Genomic DNA, 22230 nt, shown 5'->3' on the forward strand with positions numbered 1-22230 from the left:
CCGTGAGGCAAGAAATTTGCCCCACGGGCAATAATGCTGCTGAATGGGGTCATGAGCACCCCCGGAACCGAGCCGTCGGCCGAACCGGCCGCCGCGCTTCCCGCGGTCGCGCCGCACCTGCGCGCGCTGCGCCGCCGGGCAGGTCTGACCCTGGAGGCCGCGGCGCGCGACGCGGGGCTGTCGCCCGCCCATCTCTCCCGGCTGGAGACCGGGCAGCGGCAGCCCTCGTTGCCCATGCTGCTCTCCCTGGCCCGTATCTACGGTACGACCGTCTCGGAACTGCTCGGCGAGACCACCACCGGCCATGACACGGTGCTGCGCGCCGCCGACACGGAGCCGACCGTCGCGGGCGGCTGGACGTACCGGCAGGCCGGCTCCCCCGGGCGCGGGATGCAGGCCCTGCGGGTCGAGGTTCCCCACGGCGCCCAGAGCGGCATCGTGCGGGTCCACCCGGGCGAGGAATGGCTGTACGTCCTCAAGGGGCGACTGCTGCTGCGCCTCGGGGACGCGCTGCACCGGCTGGCCCCGGGCGACAGCGCGCACTTCGACTCGCTGACCCCGCACCGTATCGCCGCTCAGGACCCCGACGGGGTCGAGCTGCTCTTCGTCCATACCCTGTTGCAGAGCCCCACGGCCGCCCTGTGCCTGGGCCCCACCCATGGAGATGTGTCATGAAAGACCTGGAGGAGAAGTTCCCTCGCGCCCTGTGGGTGAGGCTGTTCGTCTACGTCGTGGTGGGGCACCTCTTCGCGGGCTTCATCTATCTGCTGTTCGCGCTGGGCGCGAAGCAGTAGCCCTCGGGGCCTGTCCGGGCAGTGCCTCCGTGAGGCGCTGCCCGGCCGGGTGGTTCCTCAGTCGAGCAGGCGCTCGCGCAGTCGCTCCCGGCTTTCGGGGGTGAGCCCGAGCGCCGTCTCGAGGTAGGGGTCCACGCCGCCCCAGGTCTCCTCGATGGTTTCCAGGGCGGCCGACAGATATTCGGCGCGGGCGTCGAACAGGGGGTTGAGCAGCTCCATGACCTCGGGGGAGTAGGCCGAGGCGGAGCTACCGCTGCGACGCACCTTGTAGCGGCGGTGCTTGGCGTTGGACTTGAGGTAGTCGTCGAAGATCGCGTCCCGTTCCACGCCCAGGGCGAGCAGCGTCACCGCCACCGACAGGCCCGCGCGGTCCTTGCCCGCCGCGCAGTGCATCAGCGCGGGGACGCTGTCCTCGGCGAGCGAGCGCAGCACCTGGGAGTGCTCGGCGGTGCGTTCCTTGACGATCACGCGGTACGAGGCGATCATCCGGCCCGCCCCCTTGCCGTCGGCGAGGATCGAGCGCAGCTGCTCCAGGTCGCCGTCGCGGACCATCCTCCAGAACTGGGCGCCGTCGGCCGGGTCGCTCAGCGGCAGGTTCACATTGCGTACGCCGGGCAGTTCGATGTCGTGGCCGTCCAGCTTCTGGTCGGCCGCGTTGCGGAAGTCGAAGACGGTGTGCAGTCCCAGGGAGGACAGGAAGTCGGTGTCCGAGGCGGTGGCGTGGGCGAGGTGACCGCTGCGGAACAGCACGCCGTGCCGTACCCGGCGGCCGTCCACGGTCGGCAGTCCGCCCACGTCGCGGAAGTTCCGCACTCCGGTCAGCTCGGGTTCGGTCGACGGGATGTGCTGCGTCACGGGGGCCCCTCCCTCTCGCCGCCGACGGGGAGGCGCCGGCGGGTGTCACTCGACGATACGACATGCCTGTCAGGGGCAATGAGTTGTCCACGGATCAGCCGACACGGGCGTTCCGAGCCCGCCGTGCAGCCGGAGCAGATCGCCCCCGATCGGGTAATTGAATGCATTTTGTCCGTTTAGGGCGTTTGGATGCAATGTGCCCAAATAAAGAGAGATATGGGGAGGGCGTGGTGAGCATCGTCATACCGGTGACGATGTGTTGTCGTCATGCTCACGTAATTCCGGTGTTTCGCAAGGGAATTCAGGCGCGCGAAAAATCCGGGACGACTCCGGGTGACGGAATTCAGGTAAATGGATCACGGAAAAGGGCCTTCATTCGAAACATCGCGCTTGTCCCTTTGCGTCGTGGTCGCCTACGTTCGCCATCGATCCGGACGGACGCCTAATCCTGCCGCCGCCCGGAGCCCGCACACACTGACCCGTGTACGGCAGGAGCGGGGGACCCACAGGTACCACTGCCTGTTCCGGTCTCCGGAACAGGCTCGGGGTTAAGTCGCGTCTCGACGCGGCCGGGCAGCTCCAGTCCGAACCCGACAGCTCACCTCGTAGGCGCCGGAGAGGAATTCGTCATGCCCGCAAAGGGTAAGCACCGCCGTCCCCGCGCTCTGCGTTTCACCCGCGCCATCGCCGTCGCCGGCACTGGTGGCGCCGCGCTCGCCCTGCCGCTTCTCGGTGCCACCGGCGCGAGCGCCGCCCCTGCGCAGGCGGCCCCGGAAAAGGCCGTCCAGACGTTCTCCGTCGCCGACAAGAAGGCTGACGACGAGAAGGTCGACAGCGGCAAGAACGGCGACGCCCGCACGTACGTCGTGAAGGGTGGCGACTACCTGGCGAAGATCGCCGAGTCCGAGAACGTCGACGGCGGCTGGAAGCAGCTCTACGCCGACAACCGGGAGGCCGTGGGTGACGACCCGTCGCTCATCCACCCCGGCCTGAAGCTCTCGGTCGACGGCAAGGCCGCGACGAGCACTCCGAAGAAGTCGCCCTCTTCTGGTCCTTCCGGCTCCCTGGGGCTGCCCTCTTCGCCCGTTCCGTCCTCCGCGCCGAAGGCCTCCTCCGGCGCCACGACCGCCAACCAGGCCGCGAACACCCCCGGTTACAGCTCGCCGGTGCCCGGTGGCGGCCTCGGCACCGCCTACAAGGTGGCCGGCAGCATGTGGTCCAGCGGCTACCACACCGGTGTCGACTTCGCCATTCCGACCGGCACCTCCCTGAAGGCCGTCGGCCCGGGCACCGTCGTCTCCGCGGGCTGGGCCGGTGCGTACGGCAACCAGGTCGTCATCAAGCTCGCGGACGGCCACTACGCCCAGTACGCCCACCTGTCCTCGCTGTCCGTCTCGGCCGGCCAGGCCGTGAGCGGCGGCCAGCAGGTCGGCCTCTCGGGGTCCACCGGCAACTCGACCGGCCCGCACCTGCACTTCGAGATCCGCACCACGCCGAACTACGGCTCGGACGTGGACCCGGTCGCCTACCTCGGCTCGAAGGGCGTCTCCATCGCCTGACCCCCGCGAGACCCGCCTGAAGCACGCCGAAGGCCGGACCCCGATCCCGGGGTCCGGCCTTCGGCGTGCTTCGCCCCTCAACGTTCTTGCCGACGGGGCTATTCCGGAATGGGGCGATGCTTCGGGAGTGGCTTATCTCACCGCGCGTCAACCCCTTCCTACGGTCGCGTAGGTCACATTCGAAAGGGAATCATGTCCCCTCGTGGCAGACGATTCGAAGAGTGACAGCACATCAGTGATCGGGTCGTACGTGGCGGTGGGGGACAGCTTCACCGAGGGCGTCGGCGACCCCGGCCCGGACGGGGCGTTCGTCGGCTGGGCCGACCGGTTCGCCGTACTTCTCGCCGACCGTCGTCCCGAAGGCGACTTCCAGTACACGAATCTCGCGGTGCGCGGAAAACTGCTCGACCAGATCATGGCCGACCAGGTTCCGCGGGCCGTCGAACTGGCTCCCGCGCTGGTCTCCTTCTGCGCGGGCGGCAACGACATCCTCCGCCCCGGTACCGACCCCGACGAGGTGGCCGAGCGTTTCGAGCGGGCTGTGGCCGCGCTGACGGCGGTCTCCGGCACGGTTCTGGTGACCACGGGGTTCGACACCCGGGGCGTGCCCCTGCTCAAGCATCTGCGCGGCAAGATCGCCACCTACAACGGGCACGTGCGGGCCGTCGCCGACCGGTACGGCTGCCCGGTGCTCGACCTGTGGTCCCTGAGGAGCGTCCAGGACCGCAGGGCCTGGGACGCGGACCGGCTCCACCTGTCGCCCGAGGGGCACACGCGCGTGGCGCTCCGCGCGGGCCAGACCCTCGGCCTGGACGTCCCGGCCGACCCGGAGCAGCCCTGGCCCCCGCTGCCGCCGCGCGGCAACCTCGACGTCCGGCGGGACGACGTCCACTGGGCGCGCGAGTACCTGGTGCCGTGGATAGGGCGCCGGCTGCGCGGGGAATCGTCGGGGGACCACGTGACGGCGAAGGGGACGCTGTCCCCGGACGACATCAAGGTGCGGATCGCCTCGGTGGCGTAACGCCGGACGGGGACGGAGGCGGCGGGCAGCAGGCCTGGGAGCGGGGCGCGGGAGCGGGCGCCCGCACCCCGCCCCCGCGAGGGGCCGGAGCCCGGCCGGCCCATCGCCCCGTGCGGCCGGTTCTGTCCCGTCCGACACCGCGGTACCGGCCTGTCCGCACATAATGGGATGTCTGACCGACTCCGCTGGGAGGCATCGTGGCCGGTTTCCGTTCCCAGAGCTCCGGGCTCCGTGCGCTACGGCCCGCGGCCTTCGGCGCGGACCCGAGTGGGGAGCGCATGGAGCGCATCCGCAGATCCCCGCACTACCGGGACGGGGTGTTCCAGAACCCCGGGGGCCCCACCCGGCCCCGGTCCGAGGGCTCGGCCCGAGACCTGGCGAAGACCTACTTCGACAAGGAGACCCGGTACAGCCGTGCGCCGCGCGGCACCGTACCGGTGCACTCCACCACCCTCGCCGACCTGGCCCGGCAGCCGGCCACCGGGCTGCGCCTCACCTGGATGGGCCACTCCAGCGTCCTCACGGAGATAGACGGTCAGCGGGTCCTGTTCGACCCCGTGTGGGGCGAGCGCTGCTCCCCTTTCCCCTTCGTCGGGCCCCGGCGGCTGCACCCGGTGCCCCTGCCGCTGGCCGCGCTCGGCCCGGTCGACGTCGTGGTGATCTCGCACGACCACTACGACCACCTGGACCTGCCCACCGTCGAGGCGCTGGCCGGCACGGACACGCTGTTCGCCGTGCCGCTCGGAGTGGGTGCCCATCTGGAGCACTGGGGCGTGTCCGCCGACCGGCTGCGTGAACTGGACTGGTACGAGGCGACGCGGGTCGGCGGACTCACCCTCACGGCCACCCCGGCCCGCCATTTCTGCGGCCGGGGACTGCGCAACACCCAGCACACCCTGTGGGCCTCCTGGGTCGTGGCAGGTGCGGAGCACCGCGTGTACCACAGCGGCGACACCGGCTACTTCGACGGTTTCAAGGACATCGGCGCCGACCACGGCCCGTTCGACGCGACGATGATCCAGATCGGCGCGTACTCGGACTTCTGGCCCAAGGGCCGACTGGACCCGGTTCCGGGACCCGGCTCCTGGCCCGAGATCCACATGAACCCGGCCGAGGGCATCCAGGCCCATCTGGACCTGCAAAGAGGCCGCCCGGACGGTGTCTTCCTGCCGATCCACTGGGGCACCTTCAACCTGGCGCCGCATCCCTGGGCGGAGCCCGGCGAGTGGACGATGGTGGCCGCCGACGCGGTCGGTCAGCCCGCCGCCTTCCCCGTCCCGGGCCTGCCGTTCGAGCCCGCGGGAGAGCTGCCGACGAAGACGTGGTGGCGGGAGGTGGGGCACGTCCCGAACCACAAGTGGCCGCTGCCCGCCCCCGTCACGGGGCCCTCCGCTTCCTCCCAGGAGGACCTGGACCTGGTGGGAGAGGAGTGACATGGGTCAGGAGCCCAGGAGTCATGGCCTGCTTTGCTACGGAGAGTGAGAATTCTGTGGGCCTCCCTCGGGTGTGAAGGACCCCTGGAGACGCCGTGCCGGAGAGACCGCGGCCGTCGAGGCGGTCCCGGGTGAGTGGACGCCGGAAGGGCGAGGGCCGGGGAGCCGTGAGCTCCCCGGCCCTCGGTCTGTACCCGTGACCACTTCTGACCAGGTCGGATCGATCTGTGACCGTTTTCGAGTGACTCCCTGACGAGTTTATCGGTCTGTCGTACGACGCCTCATACCAGAGCGGGACGCTGTCCGGGCAAGTTTGTCAACTGACCACCGCACGTGATGCGGTGGTGACTACGGTGAGTGTCGGTCGGGCGCATCGCGCCCCGGGGCCATGTTCACCGGATCGGATCAGGGAGCGGGGACCGGTACGTGCAGGCAGCAGACGGACGAGGGAGCCGACGGGGCGAGGAGTACCGCCGGCCGGGCCCGGCCGACGTCTCGGGCGCGACCGGCACCCGGAACCGACGGACCAGTACCAGTTCGAGGACACCGATGCCCGGCTCCCGCGCTCCGGCCTCCCGCACGGACCGGCGGGAGGGCGGACGGCATGGACGCCCGCCCTCCCGGACCGCCCCCGTCCTCCCCGAGACGCAGATACGGCCCCAGCTGCTGCGGCTCGCCGTGCTGCCGCCCGTCGCGGTCGCCCTCAGCGCCTGCGCGGCCGTGCTGTTCACGGTCCGCTCCACGGGGGTACGACCCGGCGCCACGCTGTGGGCCGTGCTCGGCGGCGCGGGGTCGGTGGCCCTCGCCGGCATCGTCATCGCCGCCGTGGCCGCCGACCGCGCCGCCCGCTCCGTGCACGAGAGGGTGGAGAGCCTGCGCCGGAGCACGGCCCGGCGCGAGGCCGACCTGGGCGCTCTGGTGGACGCCCTGCGCCGGGGGGAGGGCCCGCCACCACGGGGACAGCGCGACAGGACGCCGGAGGACGCGGACGACTTCGACCTGCTCGCCGCCGACCTGTCCCGGGCGCACGACGGCGCCGTCACCGCCGTCGTGCAGGCGTCCCAGCTCTCCAGCCAGGCGGGCAGCGAACAGAAACTCGAGGTGTTCGTCAACCTGGCCCGGCGCCTGCAGTCCCTGGTGCACCGCGAGATCTCCCTCCTCGACGAGATGGAGAACGAGATCGAGGACCCCGACCTGCTCAAGGGACTCTTCCACGTCGACCATCTCGCCACCCGCATCCGCCGCCACGCCGAGAACCTCGCCGTGCTCGGCGGGGCCGTCTCCCGGCGGCAGTGGAGCAACCCCGTCTCCATGAGCGAGGTGCTGCGCTCGGCCATCGCCGAGGTCGAGCAGTACTCGCGGGTCAAACTCGTCCCGCCGGTCGACGGCACCCTGCGCGGGCACGCCGTCGCCGACGTCATCCACCTGCTGGCCGAACTCGTCGAGAACGCCACGCTGTACTCCGCCCCGCACACCCAGGTGCTGCTCCGCGCCGGCCTCGTCACCTCCGGGCTCGCCGTCGAGGTCGAGGACCGCGGACTCGGCATGCCCATGGGCGAGCAGGAGCGGATGAACGCCCTGCTGACCGACCCGGACCAGGTCAATGTGGCCGGCCTGCTGGCCGACGGACGCATCGGTCTGTTCGTGGTCTCGCAGCTCGCGAAGCGGCACGGCATCCATGTCCGGCTGCAGAGCAACATCTACGGCGGAGTGCAGGCCGTCCTCGTCGTGCCGCAGTCACTGCTGGGCGCGGAGCCGTGGGTCGCGGGGCAGGGCACGGGACAGCCGCGAGAGATCGACGCGGTGCCGGACGCCGAGTACGGCGGCGGGCCGACGCCCCGGCCCGGGCACCCCGTGCCCGCGCCCGGGGGTGTCCCGCTGCCCGGGTCCGCCGGGTACGGGACCGGCCCGCTGCCCGATCCGCAGACGGTCTCCGGACCCGGCCCGATGCAGGGGCCCGGGGCGCCCCGCACCCCGGTGCCGCATGCCGCGGGCCAGGGGTCGCACCGCCGCGACCACGCCCCCGTTCCGGCCCCGTCGCCGCCTGACGGCGTGGCACCACCCCTGCCGCTGCGGGGTGCCCGCGGGGTACGGCCCAACCCGGCCGAGGCGACACCCGGCGTCAATCCCGATGACCGGCGGACCCTCGCGGAGAACGGGCCGGGGGCCGCTTCCCCCGCCCCGCGCGACGGCACGGTGCGCGGCACCATGGGAAAACCCCGACTGCCCCGCCGCCGCGCCCAGGAGCACCTCGTGCCCCAACTCCGTGACGGCCCCACGCCGCGTCAGGAGACCGAACACGTCGCCGGTCACGATCCCCACCTGATGGCGGCCTTCCAACGGGGCGTCAGCCTCGCCGAAACCCAACAGCCCACGGACGCCGGCCACATGGGGCGCGACGACAACGTCGACGAGCACACGGTGGGCGACCCCACGGGGTCCGTGTCCATGCTGCCGTCACGGCCCATGGAGTCCCACCCCATGGACACGCTCCACACCACGCAGACCCGTGCCATGGAACCTCACACCATGGAGTCCCACCCCATGGAGACGCGCCATGTGCCCGCGGTGCCCCGGGAGATGCGCGGTGCCCATGAAGGGGTGCCCGCGCCCCGCACCGACCACACCGCCCGGGACGACGGGAGCGCACCCGCCGGATGAGCATGCCCGCACCCACCCCCAGCGCTCCCGCAGACCTTCGTACCCCAAGGAGTCGATCCACCATGGCGAGTGATGCGCCGACCGCCCACGTGTCCGATCTCGACTGGCTGATGAGCGGCCTCGTGCAACGGGTACCGCACACGTCGAGTGCCGTGCTGCTCTCCTGCGACGGGCTGGTGAAGTCCGTGCACGGCCTCGACGCGGACAGCGCCGACCACATGGCCGCCCTGGCCTCCGGCCTCTACTCGCTCGGCCGCAGCGCCGGCATCCGCTTCGGCGACGGTGGCGAGGTCCGCCAGGTCGTCGTCGAACTCGACTCGACCCTGCTGTTCGTCTCCACCGCCGGTTCCGGCACCTGTCTCGCTGTGCTGGCCGGCCACGAGGCCGACGCGGCGGTGCTCGGCTACGAGATGGCGATGCTGGTCAAGAGCGTCCGGCCGTATCTGATGACTGCTCCCCGGCAGCCCGCCGTCGAACCCCCGGTGATGAGGCCTTGAACGTGGCGGCGGCCGGCGACGGCCCCTGGTTGGACGACGCGGCCGGGCGGCTGGTGCGCCCCTTCACCGTCAGCGACGGCCGTACCCGCCCCACCGTCGAACTCGACCTGATGTCGCAGGTGATGGCCACCGGGGCCACCCCTTTCGGCTACCTCGGCCCCGAGCACGCGCAGGCACTCGACCTGTGCCGCGCACCCCTCCCGGTCGCCGAGGTCGCCGCCCACCTCAAGCTGCCGGTGGCCGTCACCAAGGTGCTGCTGGCGGACCTCGTCGACTGCGGGGGGCTCACCACCAAGCCCCCCGTGTCCGACCACAACCCGACGGACCGGGCCCTTCTGGAGGCAGTGCTCGATGGACTACGACGACAGCTCTGACCGCGGCACCGGCACCGACCCGTTCCCCACCGCGCTCAAGATCCTCGTGGCGGGCGGGTTCGGCGTGGGCAAGACCACCTTCGTCGGCGCGGTCAGCGAGATAGCCCCGCTCAGCACGGAGGAACTGCTCACCACGGTCAGTGCCGCCACCGACCGGCTCGACGGGATCGAGAACAAGGTCGAGACGACCGTGGCGATGGACTTCGGCCGCATCACCCTGGACCCGGAGCATGTGCTGTACCTGTTCGGCACACCGGGCCAGGAGCGGTTCTGGTTCATGTGGGACGAACTCTGCGAGGGCGCCCTCGGCGCGGTCGTCATCGCCGACACCCGGCGCCTGGAGGAGTGCTTCGCCGCCGTCGACTTCTTCGAGCAGCGCGGCCTCGGTTTCGTCATCGCCGTCAACGAGTTCGACGGTGCCTTCCGCTACGACCCCCAGGAGGTGCGCGCCGCCCTGGACCTGACCGACGAGATCCCCGTCGTGTGCTGCGACGCCCGGATCTCCAGCTCGGGTGTCCAGACCCTGCTGACCCTGGTACGCCACCTCATCGCCCACGCCCCGGCCCCCGCCATGGGGTATGGCGCCCACATGTGATCCCCGCACACCGTCACGGAGCCCGTATATGCGTTTTGCCCACACCCAGGGAGCCCGCCCATGAGCTACGACCTGCCCCGCCCGGCCGGTCGTCTGCTGCTCACCCCAGAGGACAAGGAGGCCCCGGCCCGCACCCGGCGGCTGCGCCGACTGGGCCTGGGCGAGCGCCCCGAGCCCACGCTCGACGCCTTCGCGTACGGCCTCGCCGAGTTCACCGGGGCGGCGTACGCCGTGGTCAACTTCCTGAGGGAGGACGGGCAGTTCTTCGCCGGTCTGCACGCCCCGGCGGTCGCGCCCGTGGTCCGCGGCGACGGCACCGGCGCCCTGCTGGGCCGGGCACTGCCCCGCGACCACGGCTTCTGCCCCCATGTGGTGGCCCGGCGCAAGGCACTGGCCCTGGGGGACGTGAGCGACTATCCGCGGTTCGCGGGCAATCCGGTCGTGGACGAGTTCGGGGTGCGCTCCTACCTGGGCGCCCCGCTCATCGACAGCACCGGCATGGTGCTGGGCACCGTGTCGGTCTCCGACATCCGGCCGCGGGCCTGGGGACAGGCGGGGCTCACCGCCATCAAAAAGCAGGCCGCGGATCTCGTCGTACACCTCGAACGCCTCGAGAACCTCTAAAACCTCGAAAACCTGGCACACCTGGAACACGGAGAGACCGACGGGCTGTCGTGGTGAACCCACGGGCCTGGTGGTGAGCAGGTGAGCATGGGGGGCCGATGGGGTGACGGCGTGAAGGAAAGCTGTGGCCACGCTTAAGAAATCCTCGATGGACCGGTGAGGGTGGCGTACGGCAGATTGCAGTGCGAATCCACTCCGCTTCCCGGCCTGGGCTGCTCCGGCATGCCCGGGAGCCGGGACTCACCCTCAGGAGCCGTGGCGTTGAAGGCGCTCGTCAAGGAGAAGGCCGAACCAGGGCTGTGGCTCGCGGACGTTCCGGAGCCGGCCGTCGGGCCCGGTGACGTGCTGATCAAGGTGCTGCGCACCGGTATCTGCGGCACCGACCTGCACATCCGGTCCTGGGACGGCTGGGCCCGACAGACGATCAGTACTCCGCTGGTCCTCGGGCACGAATTCGTCGGCGAGGTCGTCGAGACGGGCCGGGACGTCGACGAGATCAAGACCGGTGACCGGGTCAGCGGCGAGGGCCACCTCGTGTGCGGCAAGTGCCGCAACTGCCTGGCCGGACGACGGCACCTGTGCCGTGCCACCATCGGGCTCGGCGTCGGCCGCGACGGCGCGTTCGCCGAGTACGTCGCGCTGCCCGCGACCAACGTCTGGGTGCACCGTGTGCCCGTCGACCTCGATGTCGCCGCGATCTTCGACCCGTTCGGCAACGCCGTGCACACCGCCCTGTCCTTTCCGCTCGTCGGGGAGGACGTCCTGATCACCGGCGCCGGACCGATCGGCCTGATGGCCGCCGCCGTGGCCCGGCACGCCGGAGCCCGCCATGTCATGATCACCGACGTCAGCGAGGAGCGTCTGGAACTCGCCCGCAAGATCGGCGTGAGCCTGGCGCTGAACGTGGGGGAGTCGGCCATCGCCGACGGGCAGCAGATCCTCGGTCTGCGCGAGGGATTCGACGTCGGCCTGGAGATGTCCGGCCGCCCCGAGGCGATGCGGGACATGATCGCCAACATGACCCACGGCGGCCGGATCGCGATGCTGGGCCTGCCGGCCGAGGAGTTCCCGGTCGACTGGGCCCGGATCGTCACCTCGATGATCACCCTCAAGGGCATCTACGGCCGTGAGATGTTCGAGACCTGGTACGCCATGTCGGTGCTGCTGGAGGGCGGCCTCGACCTCGCCCCCGTGATCACCGGCCGGTACTCCCACCGCGACTTCGAGGAGGCGTTCGAGGACGCGGCGAGCGGCCGCGGCGGCAAGATCATCCTCGACTGGACGTCCTGACCCCGGCGCGCCCGTCCCGGCACCCGCCCGGCACCTTCCTCTTCCTCGGCATCCACCTCATCCGCGAGCACCTTCATCCAGGAGCCTTCCCATGTTCGACTCCGTGCGCGACGACCTCCGCGCCACCCTCGACGAGATCCGCGCCGCCGGACTGCACAAGCCCGAGCGGGTGATCGGCACCCCGCAGTCCGCCACCGTGAACGTCACCGCGGGCGGCCGGCCCGGTGAGGTCCTCAACTTCTGCGCCAACAACTACCTCGGCCTCGCCGACCACCCCGAGGTGCTCGCCGCCGCCCACGAGGCCCTCGACCGCTGGGGCTACGGCATGGCGTCGGTGCGCTTCATCTGCGGTACGCAGGAGGTGCACAAGGAGCTGGAGGCCCGGCTGTCGACGTTCCTCGGCCAGGAGGACACGATCCTCTACTCGTCCTGCTTCGACGCCAACGGCGGCGTGTTCGAGACGCTGCTCGGCCCGGACGACGCGGTGATCTCCGACGCGCTCAACCACGCGTCGATCATCGACGGCATCCGGCTGTCCAAGGCCCGCCGCTTCCGTTACGCCAACCGTGACATGGCGGACCTGGAGCGCCAGTTGAAGGAGGCCGCCGAGGGCGGGGCGCGGCGCAAGCTGATCGTCACCGACGGCGTCTTCTCCATGGACGGCCATGTCGCGCCGCTGGACGAGATCTGCGACCTCGCCGACCGCCACGACGCCATGGTCATGGTCGACGACTCGCACGCCGTGGGCTTCGTCGGGTCCGGCGGGCGCGGCACCCCCGAACTGCACGGCGTCATGGACCGCGTCGACATCCTCACCGGCACCCTCGGCAAGGCGCTCGGCGGCGCCTCCGGCGGCTATGTCGCCGCCCGCGCGGAGATCGTCGCCCTGCTGCGCCAGCGTTCCCGGCCGTACCTGTTCTCGAACACCCTCGCCCCGGTGATCGCGGCGGCCTCGCTGAAGGTCCTCGACCTGCTGGAGTCCGCGGACGACCTGAGGGTCCGGCTGGGTGAGAACACCGCCCTGTTCCGCCGCCGGATGACCGGCGAGGGCTTCGACATCCTCCCCGGCGACCACCCCATCGCCCCGGTGATGATCGGCGACGCGGCCCGCGCGGGACGCCTGGCGGAGCTGCTGCTGGAACGCGGTGTGTACGTGATCGGCTTCTCCTACCCCGTGGTGCCCGAGGGACAGGCCCGGATCAGGGTCCAGCTGTCCGCGGCCCACTCCACCGAGGACGTGAACCGCGCGGTGGACGCCTTCGTGGCGGCGCGGGCGGAGCTCGACGCCTGAGCGGAGCGCGGCGGCGTTCGAGGGGATCTGAGAGAATCCGGTCTCATGATCGAGGCACGGCGGCTCCACATCCTGCGTGCGGTGGCCGACCACCGTACGGTCACGGCGGCTGCCGCCGCGCTGTATCTGACCCCCTCGGCCGTGTCCCAGCAGCTGACCGCTCTGGAGCAGGAGACCGGCCACCGGCTGGTGGAGCGCAGCGCCAAGGGGGTACGACTGACGCCGGCCGGCGAGATCCTGCTCGACCACACCCACGTGGTCCTCGCCCAGCTGGAGCGGGCCGCGGCCGAACTCGCCGACTACAGTTCGGGCGCGGCCGGCACCCTCACCGTCGCCTCCTTCGCGACCGGGATCGCCCAGGTCGTCGTGCCCGCCCTGGTCCGCCTCGCCGCCACGGCTCCCGGTATCCGTATCCACGTCCAGGACGCCGAGGGCGACGCCAGCCTGCCGATGCTGCTGGACCGGCAGATCGACGTCGCCGTGGCCGTCGAGTACCGGGGAGCGCCGTCCGCCGACGATCCGCGGCTGACCCACGTACCGCTGTACGCGGAGCCCTTCGACGCGGTCGTCCCCGTCAGCCACCGGCTGGCCGACCTGCCCGAGGTGCCGCTCGCCGAGCTGGCCAAGGACCCGTGGATCGGCCCCTACCCCGGCAACCCCTGCCATGACGTACTCGTCCTGGCCTGCGAGAACGCCGGATTCCAACCCCGTCTGGAGCACACTTCGGACGACTTCCGCGCGGTGGTGGCGCTGGCCTCGGCGGACGTGGGTGTCGCCCTGGTCCCGCGCTCGGCGCTGCGCGGCACGGACCTGACGGGCGTCGTCGTCCGCCCCGTCGACGGTGTGGCACCCACCCGCCGGGTCTTCGCCGCCGTACGCCGGGGAGCCGAGGAGCACCCGCTGATCCGCCCGGTGCTGGACGCGCTGAGCGAGGCCGCCGGAGCACCGTAGGCGACCGGCCCCCCCGTCCCGTGACCGGTTGATGTCAGTGGCAGTCGCTACGGTGCCTGACATGCCGGATGCCGAAGACGTACGACGGATCGCCCTGTCCCTGCCGGACACCACGGAGAAGATCGCGTGGAGCATGCCCACGTTCCGGGTGGCGGGGAAGATGTTCGCCACCCTGCCCGAGGACGAGACGTCCATCGCCGTGCGCTGCCCCAAGGAGGAGCGCGACGAACTGGCTCTCGCCGAGCCGGAAAAGTTCTGGATCGCGGACCATGAGGCGCAGTTCGCCTGGGTCAGGGCACGCCTTGCCGCCCTCGACGGCGAGGACGAGCTGCGTGACATCCTCGCCGACTCCTGGCGCCAGGCGGCCCCGCCCCGGCTGCTCGAAGCGTATCCCCGGCTGGGGCTGCCGCCCGTGGGCTGAACACCGACGGGCGTTGCCATTCGTTCACCCCGGGACGAAGCCCGCGATCCGCTCCCGGAGCGAGGTGGCGTCGAGACCGTGCGCGGCGACGTGCTCCTCGAGCTGCCCGTACCGTCGCAGTTCCCGCCGCCCCACGCCCAGCCCCAGCACCCGGTGCGGTACGTCGGCCAAGGCGTCGTTCGCCCGCGCCACCGACGTACCTGCCAGGTACGGCTCGACGAGGACGACATCCGTCCCGGCGGTCCCGGTGGCCCGCCGCAGCGCGGCCGCGTCGAACGGGCGGACGGTGGTGGCGTACAGGACGGTGACGTCGAGCCCCTCCGTGGCCGCGAGGACGGCGTCCAGAACGGGCCCCACGGCGACCACCACCGCCAAGCGGCCCTCGCGGACGGTGCGGAAGCGCTCACCGTCCACCGGCAGCGGGTGTGCGTTGGACTGCAGGGACAGCCGCACGTACACCTTGTCGTCCCCGGCGGCCACCGCGTGCCGCAGCAGCGTCTCGGCCTCGTCCGGATGCCCCGGCACATGCACGGTCCAGCCGTCCAGGGTGTCCAGCAGGGCCACGTCACCGGGCGCCATGTGCGTGTAACCGCCGGCCGGCCAGTCGAAGGACGCGGCGGCGCTCACCAGCACGGCACCCGCGCCCTGATGCCCGAGATCCAGCTTGACCTGCTCGAAGGGCCGCTCGACGAGGAAGCCGGCGAACGTGTGCACGACGGGCCGCAGGCCGGTGAGCGCCATCCCGGCGGCGGCTCCCACCAGGAGCTGCTCCCGGATGCCGACGTTGACGACCCGGTCCGGATGCCGGCGCAGTGCCTCGCTGAAGCCGTCCTTGCCGACCTCGGCGAGGACCACCGCGACCCGGGGGTCCTCGTCGAGCAGCCGGGTGACGACAGGGGCGAAACGGTCACGCATGGTGTCCACGGAAGTCAGTCCTTTCCATACCGCATACCGAACTTGACTGAAAGAAGGGGAGGGTTCACGCGTACTTCGGCTCGACCCGGGCCACGACGACGTGCGGGCGGCCCGGATGCGGCGCGGTGAACGCGGCGTACAGCGCCTCGTGGTCACGGCCGTCGACGGTGAGCGCGGACCAGCCGGCCGCCTCGAAACGCGCGACGATTCCGCCGGGCCGGGAGTGGCCGGCGGAGGAGTTGTCGACGACGACGGTGTGCAGCCGTTCCAGACCGACCGGTCCGGCGAAGGCGATCGCCTCGTGGTTGCTGCCCTCGTCCAGTTCGGCGTCCCCGATCAGCGTCCACACCGCCGGTCCGTCCAGCCCCTGCGCGCGCAGCCCCAGCGCCGTCCCGACCGCGATCGGCAGCCCGTGCCCCAGCGAGCCGCTGCCGATCTCGGCCCCCGGCACCAGCACCCGGTCGGGGTGGTGGCCGAGCGGGGAGTCGTACGAGCCGAAGCCCGGCAGCCACTCCACCGGCAGGAAGCCCTTGGCGGCCAGCACGGCGTAGTACGCCATCGGCCCGTGCCCCTTCGACAGCAGGAACCTGTCCCGGTCCTGGGCGTCCGTCCGTTCCGGCGAGACGCGCAGCACCCGGTCGTAGAGCACCCACAGCACGTCCAGCGTGGAGGTGGCGGCCGGCCCGTGCTTCTCGTCGCCGGTCATCAGGCCCATCAGCCCCGGCAGATCCGCGAACCCGTGCGTACGTGTGTGTTCCTCGGTGATCGTCATACGGCGATCGTGCAACCTCAACCAAACTTCAGGTCAAGCTCCACCGTGCAAACGGGTGCGCGATCACCGTCCCGAGTGCGGTATTGTTTCCGTGCACGTTGATCCGGGGGAATCCCCAGGTCAGACGGGCATCGGGACGTGGCGCAGCTTGGTAGCGCACTTGACTGGGGGTCAAGGGGTCGCAGGTTCAAATCCTGTCGTCCCGACCAGCTTGTAGCAGGTCGGAAGCCGCCTTCTCATGGATGAGAAGGCGGCTTTTCGTCGTCCCCCGGTGTGGTGGTCGTACGATGTGTCGTCTGTGGGATGTGCCACCACCCCTTTGACGGGGAGCCACTGACAGGGAGTCGCTCATGACCACGGCACGGGACCTGATGATCGTCGCCCTCGACACCCCCTCCACCCCTCCGGTGGCGCAGGGTGAGCTGTCGCTCGCGCTCGCGGGAGCGGAGCTGATCGACCTCATGGATGCCGAGGCCGTCACCCTGGACGAGCACCGCGTCGTCCCCGGGCTGCCGCCTGCCGGCGGTGAGGGACTGCTGAGCGAGGCCGCCTCGTCACTCGTACGGCAGGCGCCCTACGAATCCGTCGAGGACTGGTTGTGGCGCCGGGGCCGCGGTCTGGCCGCCGCCCATCTTGCCGCCCTGGAGTCGGAAGGGCTGGTCACCCGGCCGCACGCCCGCCGGATCTCCTTCCGGACGGATCCGCCGGTGCCGGCCGATTCGCCGGCCCGGAGCCGGGCGGCCGACCGCTGGGCGTCGCGTGAACCGGTGCTGGCCGGCCTCGCCGCCGCCGCGGGGATCGGGGAGCAGCCGACCGAGGACCTGGTCGCCGAGCTCGCCGACGATCAGGTCGTGGCCGTCCTGGCCACCGTCAACGACGCCGTCATGGAACTGGGGGCCGTACGGCAGCGGCGAGACATCGAGGACGCGGCCTTCGACAACGTCTGGCGAGCTGTCTGACGCACTCCGCGGTCGATTCGCCAGCAGATGTCCTTGATGTCGCTCTGTGTGCTGCTTAATGTTCGCCGGGTAAGCACCGCCGCGGCGCCCGACGCCCGCGCCGCCGTCCCGGAAGCGAGGTGTGGAGCGCGTGCGCGCGATGTGCGGGGGCCGACCGGACTCGGGAGACCTCGGCGAGGGGCGGCACCCCCGACACCCCCGACGAACGCGACGGCCGCGGCCACGGGTGCTGGTCGCGCTGACGCTGATGGCGTCCACGCTCGCCGCCTGCGGCGGTGAACAGCAGGGAGCCGGCCGGACCACGCTCAACTGGTACAACTTCCCCGATGACTCCGGCGCCCTGCAGAAGGCCGCCGACCGGTGCGGTCGGGCATCGGGCGGCCGCTACCGGATCAGCTACAACAAGCTGCCGCGGGGCGCCGACGGCCAGCGCCAGCAGATGGTGCGCCGGCTCGCCGCCCAGGACGACTCCCTCGACATCCTGGGCCTGGACGTGACCTGGCCCGCGGAGTTCGCCGAGGCCCGCTGGATCCGGGAGTGGACGGGCGAGGCGAAACGGCGGGCCACCGAGGGCACCCTGCGTGTCCCCCTGCGGACCGCCACCTGGAATGGCAGGCTCTACGCCGTCCCGTACAACACCAACACCCAGCTCCTGTGGTACCGCGAGGACCTGGTGCCCACCCCGCCCACGACCTGGTCCGAGATGCTGACGATCTCCCGCGACCTGGCCCGGCGGGGCGAACCGCACTACGTGGAGATCCAGGGCGCCCAGTACGAGGGGCTGACCGTCTGGTTCAACACCCTGATCAACAGCGCGGGCGGCTCCATCCTCGACCCGAGCGCCACCGCGCCGTCGCTCGGCGCACCGGCCGTGCGGGCCGCCGCCCTCATGTGGGACTTCGCCCGCTCCCCGGCCGCGGATCCCTCCCTGCCCAACCAGATGGAGGACCAGAACCGTCTCGCCATGGAGTCGGGGGCGGCGGCGTTCGAGATCAACTACCCGTTCGTCTATCCGTCGATGAAGGCGAACAACCCGCAGCTGTTCAAGAGCTTCCGCTGGGCGCCCTACCCCCGTATCGACGCCGACCGCCCCGCCCGCCCCACCATCGGTGGCATCGACCTGGCCGTCAGCGCCTACTCCCGCCACCCCGGCCTGGCCTTCGAGGCGGCCCTGTGCCTGCGCAACCACGAGAACCAGCTCACCGCCGCGCTCGAGGGCGGACTGCCACCCACCCTGCGCTCCCTGTACGACGAGCCGACGTTGACGGAGCAGTACCCCTTCTCCCAGGACGTGCTGGCCGCTCTGGAGTCGGCGAGCGTCCGGCCGGTCACTCCCGCCTACCAGAACGTGTCGATCGCCGTCTCCCACACACTGTCCCCGCCGTCCGCCGTCAAGCCGGAAAGCTCGGTCGAGACCCTCAGGGAGCAGATCGACGATGCCCTGCGATCCGAGGGTGTGATCCCGTGAACCACCACCCGCCGTGCCCCGCCGGTGCGCGGACATCCTTCCGGGGCGGCACCGGATGAGCACGATGGCCGACCCGGCCGGTACCCGGCCGCCCGACGGGACGACGCCGCCCCGGGGCGGGAAGGACAGGGCGGCTCTCTCGGCCGGTGCCAAGCAGGAGCGGCGCCTCGGCTGGCTGCTGTGCGCACCGGCCGTCATCGTCATGATCGCCGTGACCGCCTACCCCATCGGATACGCCGTCCATCTGTCCCTCCAGCGCTACGACCTGCGCTTCCCGGCTCAGGCCGAGTTTGTCGGCCTGAGCAACTACGGGGCCGTGCTGTCCTCCCCGTTCTGGTGGGACGCGTTCTGGGTCACGCTGTTCATCACCGCCGTGTCCGTGGCCGTCGAACTCGTTCTCGGCATGGGGCTCGCCCTGGTGATGCACCGCACGATCTTCTGGCGCGGCACGGTCCGCACCGCGGTCCTCATCCCGTACGGCATCGTCACGGTGGTCGCCGCCTTCTCCTGGCAGTACGCCTGGACCCCCGAACTGGGCTATCTCGCCGGACTGCTGCCCGGCGGCGAGGCCCCGCTGACCGAACAGTGGCCCGCGCTGTGGCTGATCATCCTCGCCGAGGTGTGGAAGACCACCCCGTTCATGGCGCTGCTGCTGCTCGCCGGCCTGGCCCTGATCCCCGAGGAGACTCTGCGGGCGGCCATGGTGGACGGCGCCACATCCTGGCAGCGGTTCACCAAGGTCATGGTGCCGCTGATGAAACCGGCCATCCTGGTGGCGCTGCTCTTCCGCACGCTGGACGCCTTCCGGATCTTCGACAACATCTACGTCCTGACCTCGGGCGCACACGGCACCGGCTCCCTGTCGATCCTCGGCTACGACAACCTGTTCACCGCGCTGAACCTGGGCATCGGGTCGGCGATCTCGGTCCTGGTCTTCCTCTGCGTCGGGATCATCGCCTTCACCTTCGTCAAGCTGTTCGGCGCCGCCGCACCCGGCGCGGAGGTGAAGCGCTGATGGCCGAAGCGGGCAGGACGCACGCGACCCGCTGGGGTGTCGTCAACGTCGTCGTGGTGCTGTACGCCCTGTTCCCGGTGTGGTGGATCGCCGCACTGTCGTTCAAGGACCCCGCCACCCTCTCCGACGGCGACTACATCCCCCGGGACTGGACCTGGGAGAACTACCGGGGCATCTTCGAGACCTCCCAGTTCACCCGGGCACTGATCAACTCGATCGGCATCGCGCTGATCGCCACGGTGATCGCGGTGGTCCTGGGCACCATGGCCGCCTACGCCGTGGCCCGGCTGCGGTTCCCCGGCAAGCAGCTGCTCATCGGAATGTCGCTGCTGATCGCCATGTTCCCGCCGATCTCCCTGGTCTCGCCGCTGTTCGAGATCGAGCGGGCCATCGGGATCTTCGACACCTGGATCGGGCTCATCATCCCGTACATGACCTTCTCGTTGCCGCTGGCGATCTACACCCTGTCGGCGTTCTTCCGGGAGATCCCGTGGGACTTGGAGAAGGCCGCCAAGGTGGACGGCGCCACGCCCGGGCAGGCGTTCCGGCTGGTCATCGTGCCGTTGGCCGCGCCAGGCGTGTTCACCACCGCCATCCTGGTGTTCATCTTCTGCTGGAACGACTTCCTGTTCGCGATCTCGCTGACCTCCACCGAGTCCGCGCGGACGGTGCCCGCCGCGATCGCGTTCTTCACCGGCAGCTCCCAGTTCCAGCAGCCCACCGGGTCGATCGCCGCCGCCGCCGTGGTGATCACCATCCCCATCATCGTCTTCGTCCTGTTCTTCCAGCGGCGGATCGTGGCCGGACTGACCTCCGGGGCGGTCAAGGGGTGACCGGACCGCACCCGGCCCCGGCCGCCTGAAGGCCCGTCACGAAGGCCCGTCACGAAGGCAAGGAGGCACCACCCGTGGCCGAGATCGTCCTAGAGGGCGTCACCAAGCGTTTTCCCGACGGATCCGTCGCCGTGAAGTACGTGGACCTCGCCATCGCCGACGGCGAGTTCGTGATCCTGGTCGGCCCGTCCGGATGTGGCAAGTCCACCACCCTGAACATGATCGCCGGACTGGAGGACATCACCGAGGGCACCCTGCGCATCGGCGGCGAGGTCGTCAACGACCTCGCGCCCAAGGAGCGCGACGTCGCCATGGTGTTCCAGAGCTACGCCCTGTACCCGCACATGAGCGTGCGCGAGAACATGGGCTTCCCGCTGCGCCTGGCGAAGGTGGACAAGGCCACCATCGCCGGCAAGGTCGAGGAGGCCGCGCGGGTCCTCGACCTGAGCGAGTTCCTGGACCGCAAGCCCGCCAACCTCTCCGGCGGCCAGCGTCAGCGGGTGGCGATGGGGCGGGCCATCGTCCGCGACCCCAAGGCGTTCCTGATGGACGAGCCGTTGTCCAACCTGGACGCCAAGCTGCGGGTGCAGATGCGCACCCAGATCTCCCGGCTGCAACGCCGCCTGGGCACCACCACCGTCTACGTCACCCACGACCAGACCGAGGCGATGACCCTCGGCGACCGGGTCGTGGTCATGCGGCAGGGCGTGGTCCAGCAGATCGGCACGCCCGCGCAGCTCTACGACCTGCCGCGCAACCTCTTCGTCGCGGGCTTCATCGGATCCCCGGCGATGAACTTCGTCGGCGCCGCCCTGGAGGCGGGCGTGCTGCGCTCACCGCTGGGCGACCTGCCGCTCGACGACCGTACGCGCCAGGCGCTGGAACGGCGGAACGCGCCGCGCGACGTCATCGTCGGGCTGCGTCCCGAGGCCTTCGAGGACGCGGCCCTGGTTCGCGAGCCGGGCGGCCCCGTCCTCACGGCCACCGTGGACGTGCTGGAGTCGCTCGGGTCCGACGTGTACGTCCACTTCGGCGCCGAGGGCGGACCGGTGACGACCACCGAACTGGAGGAACTCGCCACCGACTCCGGTCTGCGCGACACCGGCGCGGGGGCCGCGCAGCAGATCGTGGCCCGGCTGAACGCCGCCACCCGCGCCCGTGAGGGAGCGCCCGTGGAACTCCGGGTCGACATGGGCAAGGCGCATGTCTTCGACCCCTCGACCGGGGCGAACCTCACCCACCCGGAGAGCACGGACGCCCCCTGACCCCGCTCGCGCCGTCCCCGCCGGGTCAGCCCACGCAGCCCGCGTGGGCCAGCGCCTGCTTCAGCAGCACCCCGTGCCCGCCCGGCATCTCGCTCTGCACGGCCTCCGACAGGGCCTCCCGCGGGCTGAACCACACCAGGTCGAGAGCGTCCTGCCGGGGCCGGCAGTCACCCGTCACCGGCACGATGTAGGCGAGGGACACCGCGTGCTGACGCGGGTCGTGGTAGGGCGTGACGCCGTGGGTGGGGAAGTACTCCGCGACCGTGAACGGCTGGAGCGACGCCGGGATCCGGGGCAGCGCCACCGGGCCGAGGTCCTTCTCCAGATGGCGCAGCAGCGCGTCGCGGATCCGCTCGTGGTGCAGCACCCGGCCGGAGACCAGCGTCCGGCTGACCGTGCCGTCGGGTCCGATGCGCAACAGCAGGCCGACGCTGGTGACTTCGCCGCTGTCGTCGACACGGACGGGGACGGCCTCGACGTACAGGATCGGCATGCGGGCCCGTGTCATCTCCAGTTCGTCGGAGGACAGCCAACCCGGCGTGGTTTCGGTCGTGTCAGACATCGCTTGATCATACTTTCAACGGTTCGGACTTGCGGGGTGCCGGCCGCTCCGCGGCGGTGTTTCCTCCTCGAGGGG

Annotated in this window: 23 protein-coding genes, 1 tRNA gene and 1 riboswitch; of the genes, 20 read left to right on the top strand and 4 right to left on the bottom strand. The window is 71.0% G+C overall.

Features of this window, described 5'->3' with window-relative positions; translation table 11 throughout:
* Positions 1-51 precede the first annotated feature (51 nt).
* Positions 52-675: a helix-turn-helix domain-containing protein gene (locus AC6F7H_RS27330; protein ID WP_500759739.1), complete on the top strand. Its 624-nt coding sequence runs from the start codon at positions 52-54 to the stop codon at positions 673-675.
* Entirely contained in the window at positions 672-794 is a 123-nt protein-coding gene (locus AC6F7H_RS27335) for a DUF6126 family protein (protein WP_457463505.1), read from the top strand. Before AC6F7H_RS27330 ends, AC6F7H_RS27335 begins: the two co-directional genes overlap by 4 nt.
* A gap of 57 nt (positions 795-851) precedes the next feature.
* Here the strand turns inward: AC6F7H_RS27335 and AC6F7H_RS27340 are convergent, their stop codons facing one another.
* The gene (locus AC6F7H_RS27340; protein ID WP_500759740.1) at positions 852-1649 is read right to left on the bottom strand and encodes a tyrosine-protein phosphatase; all 798 of its coding nucleotides are present in this window, start codon (positions 1647-1649) and stop codon (positions 852-854) included.
* Between the two features lie 462 nt (positions 1650-2111).
* Positions 2112-2276: riboswitch (cyclic di-AMP (ydaO/yuaA leader) on the top strand.
* 2 nt (positions 2277-2278) lie between these two features.
* Between AC6F7H_RS27340 and AC6F7H_RS27345 the strand changes: the two genes are divergently transcribed.
* The 12 genes from AC6F7H_RS27345 (at position 2279) to AC6F7H_RS27400 (ending at position 14366) form a co-directional block, all read left to right on the top strand.
* Positions 2279-3208 carry a LysM peptidoglycan-binding domain-containing M23 family metallopeptidase gene (locus AC6F7H_RS27345; protein WP_500759742.1) on the top strand — a complete coding sequence of 310 codons (930 nt, stop codon included), beginning with the start codon at positions 2279-2281 and terminating at the stop codon, positions 3206-3208.
* Positions 3209-3443: 235 nt separating this feature from the next.
* Positions 3444-4229 (top strand): SGNH/GDSL hydrolase family protein, encoded by a 786-nt coding sequence (locus tag AC6F7H_RS27350; RefSeq protein ID WP_500762078.1) that lies wholly within the window; start codon positions 3444-3446, stop codon positions 4227-4229.
* Positions 4230-4426: 197 nt separating this feature from the next.
* Positions 4427-5662 carry an MBL fold metallo-hydrolase gene (locus tag AC6F7H_RS27355; RefSeq protein WP_500759743.1) on the top strand — a complete coding sequence of 412 codons (1236 nt, stop codon included), beginning with the start codon at positions 4427-4429 and terminating at the stop codon, positions 5660-5662.
* 549 nt (positions 5663-6211) lie between these two features.
* Positions 6212-8323 carry a sensor histidine kinase gene (locus AC6F7H_RS27360; RefSeq protein ID WP_500759744.1) on the top strand — a complete coding sequence of 704 codons (2112 nt, stop codon included), beginning with the start codon at positions 6212-6214 and terminating at the stop codon, positions 8321-8323.
* Positions 8324-8385: 62 nt separating this feature from the next.
* Positions 8386-8820 (top strand): roadblock/LC7 domain-containing protein, encoded by a 435-nt coding sequence (locus AC6F7H_RS27365; protein WP_500759746.1) that lies wholly within the window; start codon positions 8386-8388, stop codon positions 8818-8820.
* A 2-nt stretch (positions 8821-8822) separates the two neighbouring features.
* Positions 8823-9194 (top strand): DUF742 domain-containing protein, encoded by a 372-nt coding sequence (locus AC6F7H_RS27370; RefSeq protein ID WP_109376185.1) that lies wholly within the window; start codon positions 8823-8825, stop codon positions 9192-9194.
* Entirely contained in the window at positions 9172-9789 is a 618-nt protein-coding gene (locus AC6F7H_RS27375) for a GTP-binding protein (RefSeq protein WP_500759748.1), read from the top strand. Before AC6F7H_RS27370 ends, AC6F7H_RS27375 begins: the two co-directional genes overlap by 23 nt.
* A 60-nt stretch (positions 9790-9849) precedes the next feature.
* Positions 9850-10413 (top strand): GAF domain-containing protein, encoded by a 564-nt coding sequence (locus AC6F7H_RS27380; RefSeq protein ID WP_500759750.1) that lies wholly within the window; start codon positions 9850-9852, stop codon positions 10411-10413.
* Between the two features lie 261 nt (positions 10414-10674).
* Complete coding sequence (gene tdh / locus AC6F7H_RS27385) at positions 10675-11703, top strand: L-threonine 3-dehydrogenase (RefSeq protein WP_500762080.1); 1029 nt, start codon at positions 10675-10677, stop codon at positions 11701-11703.
* 91 nt (positions 11704-11794) lie between these two features.
* Positions 11795-12994 (top strand): glycine C-acetyltransferase, encoded by a 1200-nt coding sequence (locus AC6F7H_RS27390; protein WP_500759752.1) that lies wholly within the window; start codon positions 11795-11797, stop codon positions 12992-12994.
* 45 nt (positions 12995-13039) lie between these two features.
* Positions 13040-13945, top strand: coding sequence for a LysR family transcriptional regulator (locus tag AC6F7H_RS27395; protein WP_500759754.1), 906 nt, complete (start codon positions 13040-13042; stop codon positions 13943-13945).
* Between the two features lie 61 nt (positions 13946-14006).
* Positions 14007-14366: an MmcQ/YjbR family DNA-binding protein gene (locus tag AC6F7H_RS27400; RefSeq protein ID WP_500759755.1), complete on the top strand. Its 360-nt coding sequence runs from the start codon at positions 14007-14009 to the stop codon at positions 14364-14366.
* 24 nt (positions 14367-14390) lie between these two features.
* On the opposite strand, the gene AC6F7H_RS27405 is transcribed toward AC6F7H_RS27400, so the two are convergent.
* The gene (locus tag AC6F7H_RS27405; RefSeq protein WP_500759756.1) at positions 14391-15290 is read right to left on the bottom strand and encodes a transketolase family protein; all 900 of its coding nucleotides are present in this window, start codon (positions 15288-15290) and stop codon (positions 14391-14393) included.
* Between the two features lie 55 nt (positions 15291-15345).
* Positions 15346-16053 carry a thiamine pyrophosphate-binding protein gene (locus tag AC6F7H_RS27410; protein ID WP_500759758.1) on the bottom strand — a complete coding sequence of 236 codons (708 nt, stop codon included), beginning with the start codon at positions 16051-16053 and terminating at the stop codon, positions 15346-15348.
* Positions 16054-16185: 132 nt separating this feature from the next.
* Here AC6F7H_RS27410 and AC6F7H_RS27415 point away from each other — a divergent pair.
* The 6 genes from AC6F7H_RS27415 (at position 16186) to AC6F7H_RS27440 (ending at position 21593) form a co-directional block, all read left to right on the top strand.
* Positions 16186-16262 (top strand) — tRNA-Pro (locus AC6F7H_RS27415).
* Positions 16263-16403: 141 nt separating this feature from the next.
* Positions 16404-17012 (top strand): GPP34 family phosphoprotein, encoded by a 609-nt coding sequence (locus AC6F7H_RS27420; RefSeq protein WP_500759760.1) that lies wholly within the window; start codon positions 16404-16406, stop codon positions 17010-17012.
* Between the two features lie 247 nt (positions 17013-17259).
* Positions 17260-18480 carry an ABC transporter substrate-binding protein gene (locus AC6F7H_RS27425; protein WP_500759761.1) on the top strand — a complete coding sequence of 407 codons (1221 nt, stop codon included), beginning with the start codon at positions 17260-17262 and terminating at the stop codon, positions 18478-18480.
* 55 nt (positions 18481-18535) lie between these two features.
* Positions 18536-19495 carry a carbohydrate ABC transporter permease gene (locus AC6F7H_RS27430; RefSeq protein WP_500759763.1) on the top strand — a complete coding sequence of 320 codons (960 nt, stop codon included), beginning with the start codon at positions 18536-18538 and terminating at the stop codon, positions 19493-19495.
* Positions 19495-20328, top strand: a complete 834-nt coding sequence (locus tag AC6F7H_RS27435; RefSeq protein ID WP_500759764.1) for a carbohydrate ABC transporter permease — start codon at positions 19495-19497, stop codon at positions 20326-20328. The genes AC6F7H_RS27430 and AC6F7H_RS27435 overlap by 1 nt, the downstream gene beginning before the upstream one ends.
* A gap of 74 nt (positions 20329-20402) precedes the next feature.
* The gene (locus tag AC6F7H_RS27440; RefSeq protein WP_500759765.1) at positions 20403-21593 is read left to right on the top strand and encodes an ABC transporter ATP-binding protein; all 1191 of its coding nucleotides are present in this window, start codon (positions 20403-20405) and stop codon (positions 21591-21593) included.
* 25 nt (positions 21594-21618) lie between these two features.
* Here AC6F7H_RS27440 and AC6F7H_RS27445 read toward each other — a convergent pair whose 3' ends face one another.
* Entirely contained in the window at positions 21619-22155 is a 537-nt protein-coding gene (locus tag AC6F7H_RS27445) for an NUDIX hydrolase family protein (protein ID WP_500759766.1), read from the bottom strand.
* Positions 22156-22230: the final 75 nt, after the last annotated feature.

It is taken from the genome of Streptomyces sp. MMS24-W38 (genome assembly GCF_059889265.1).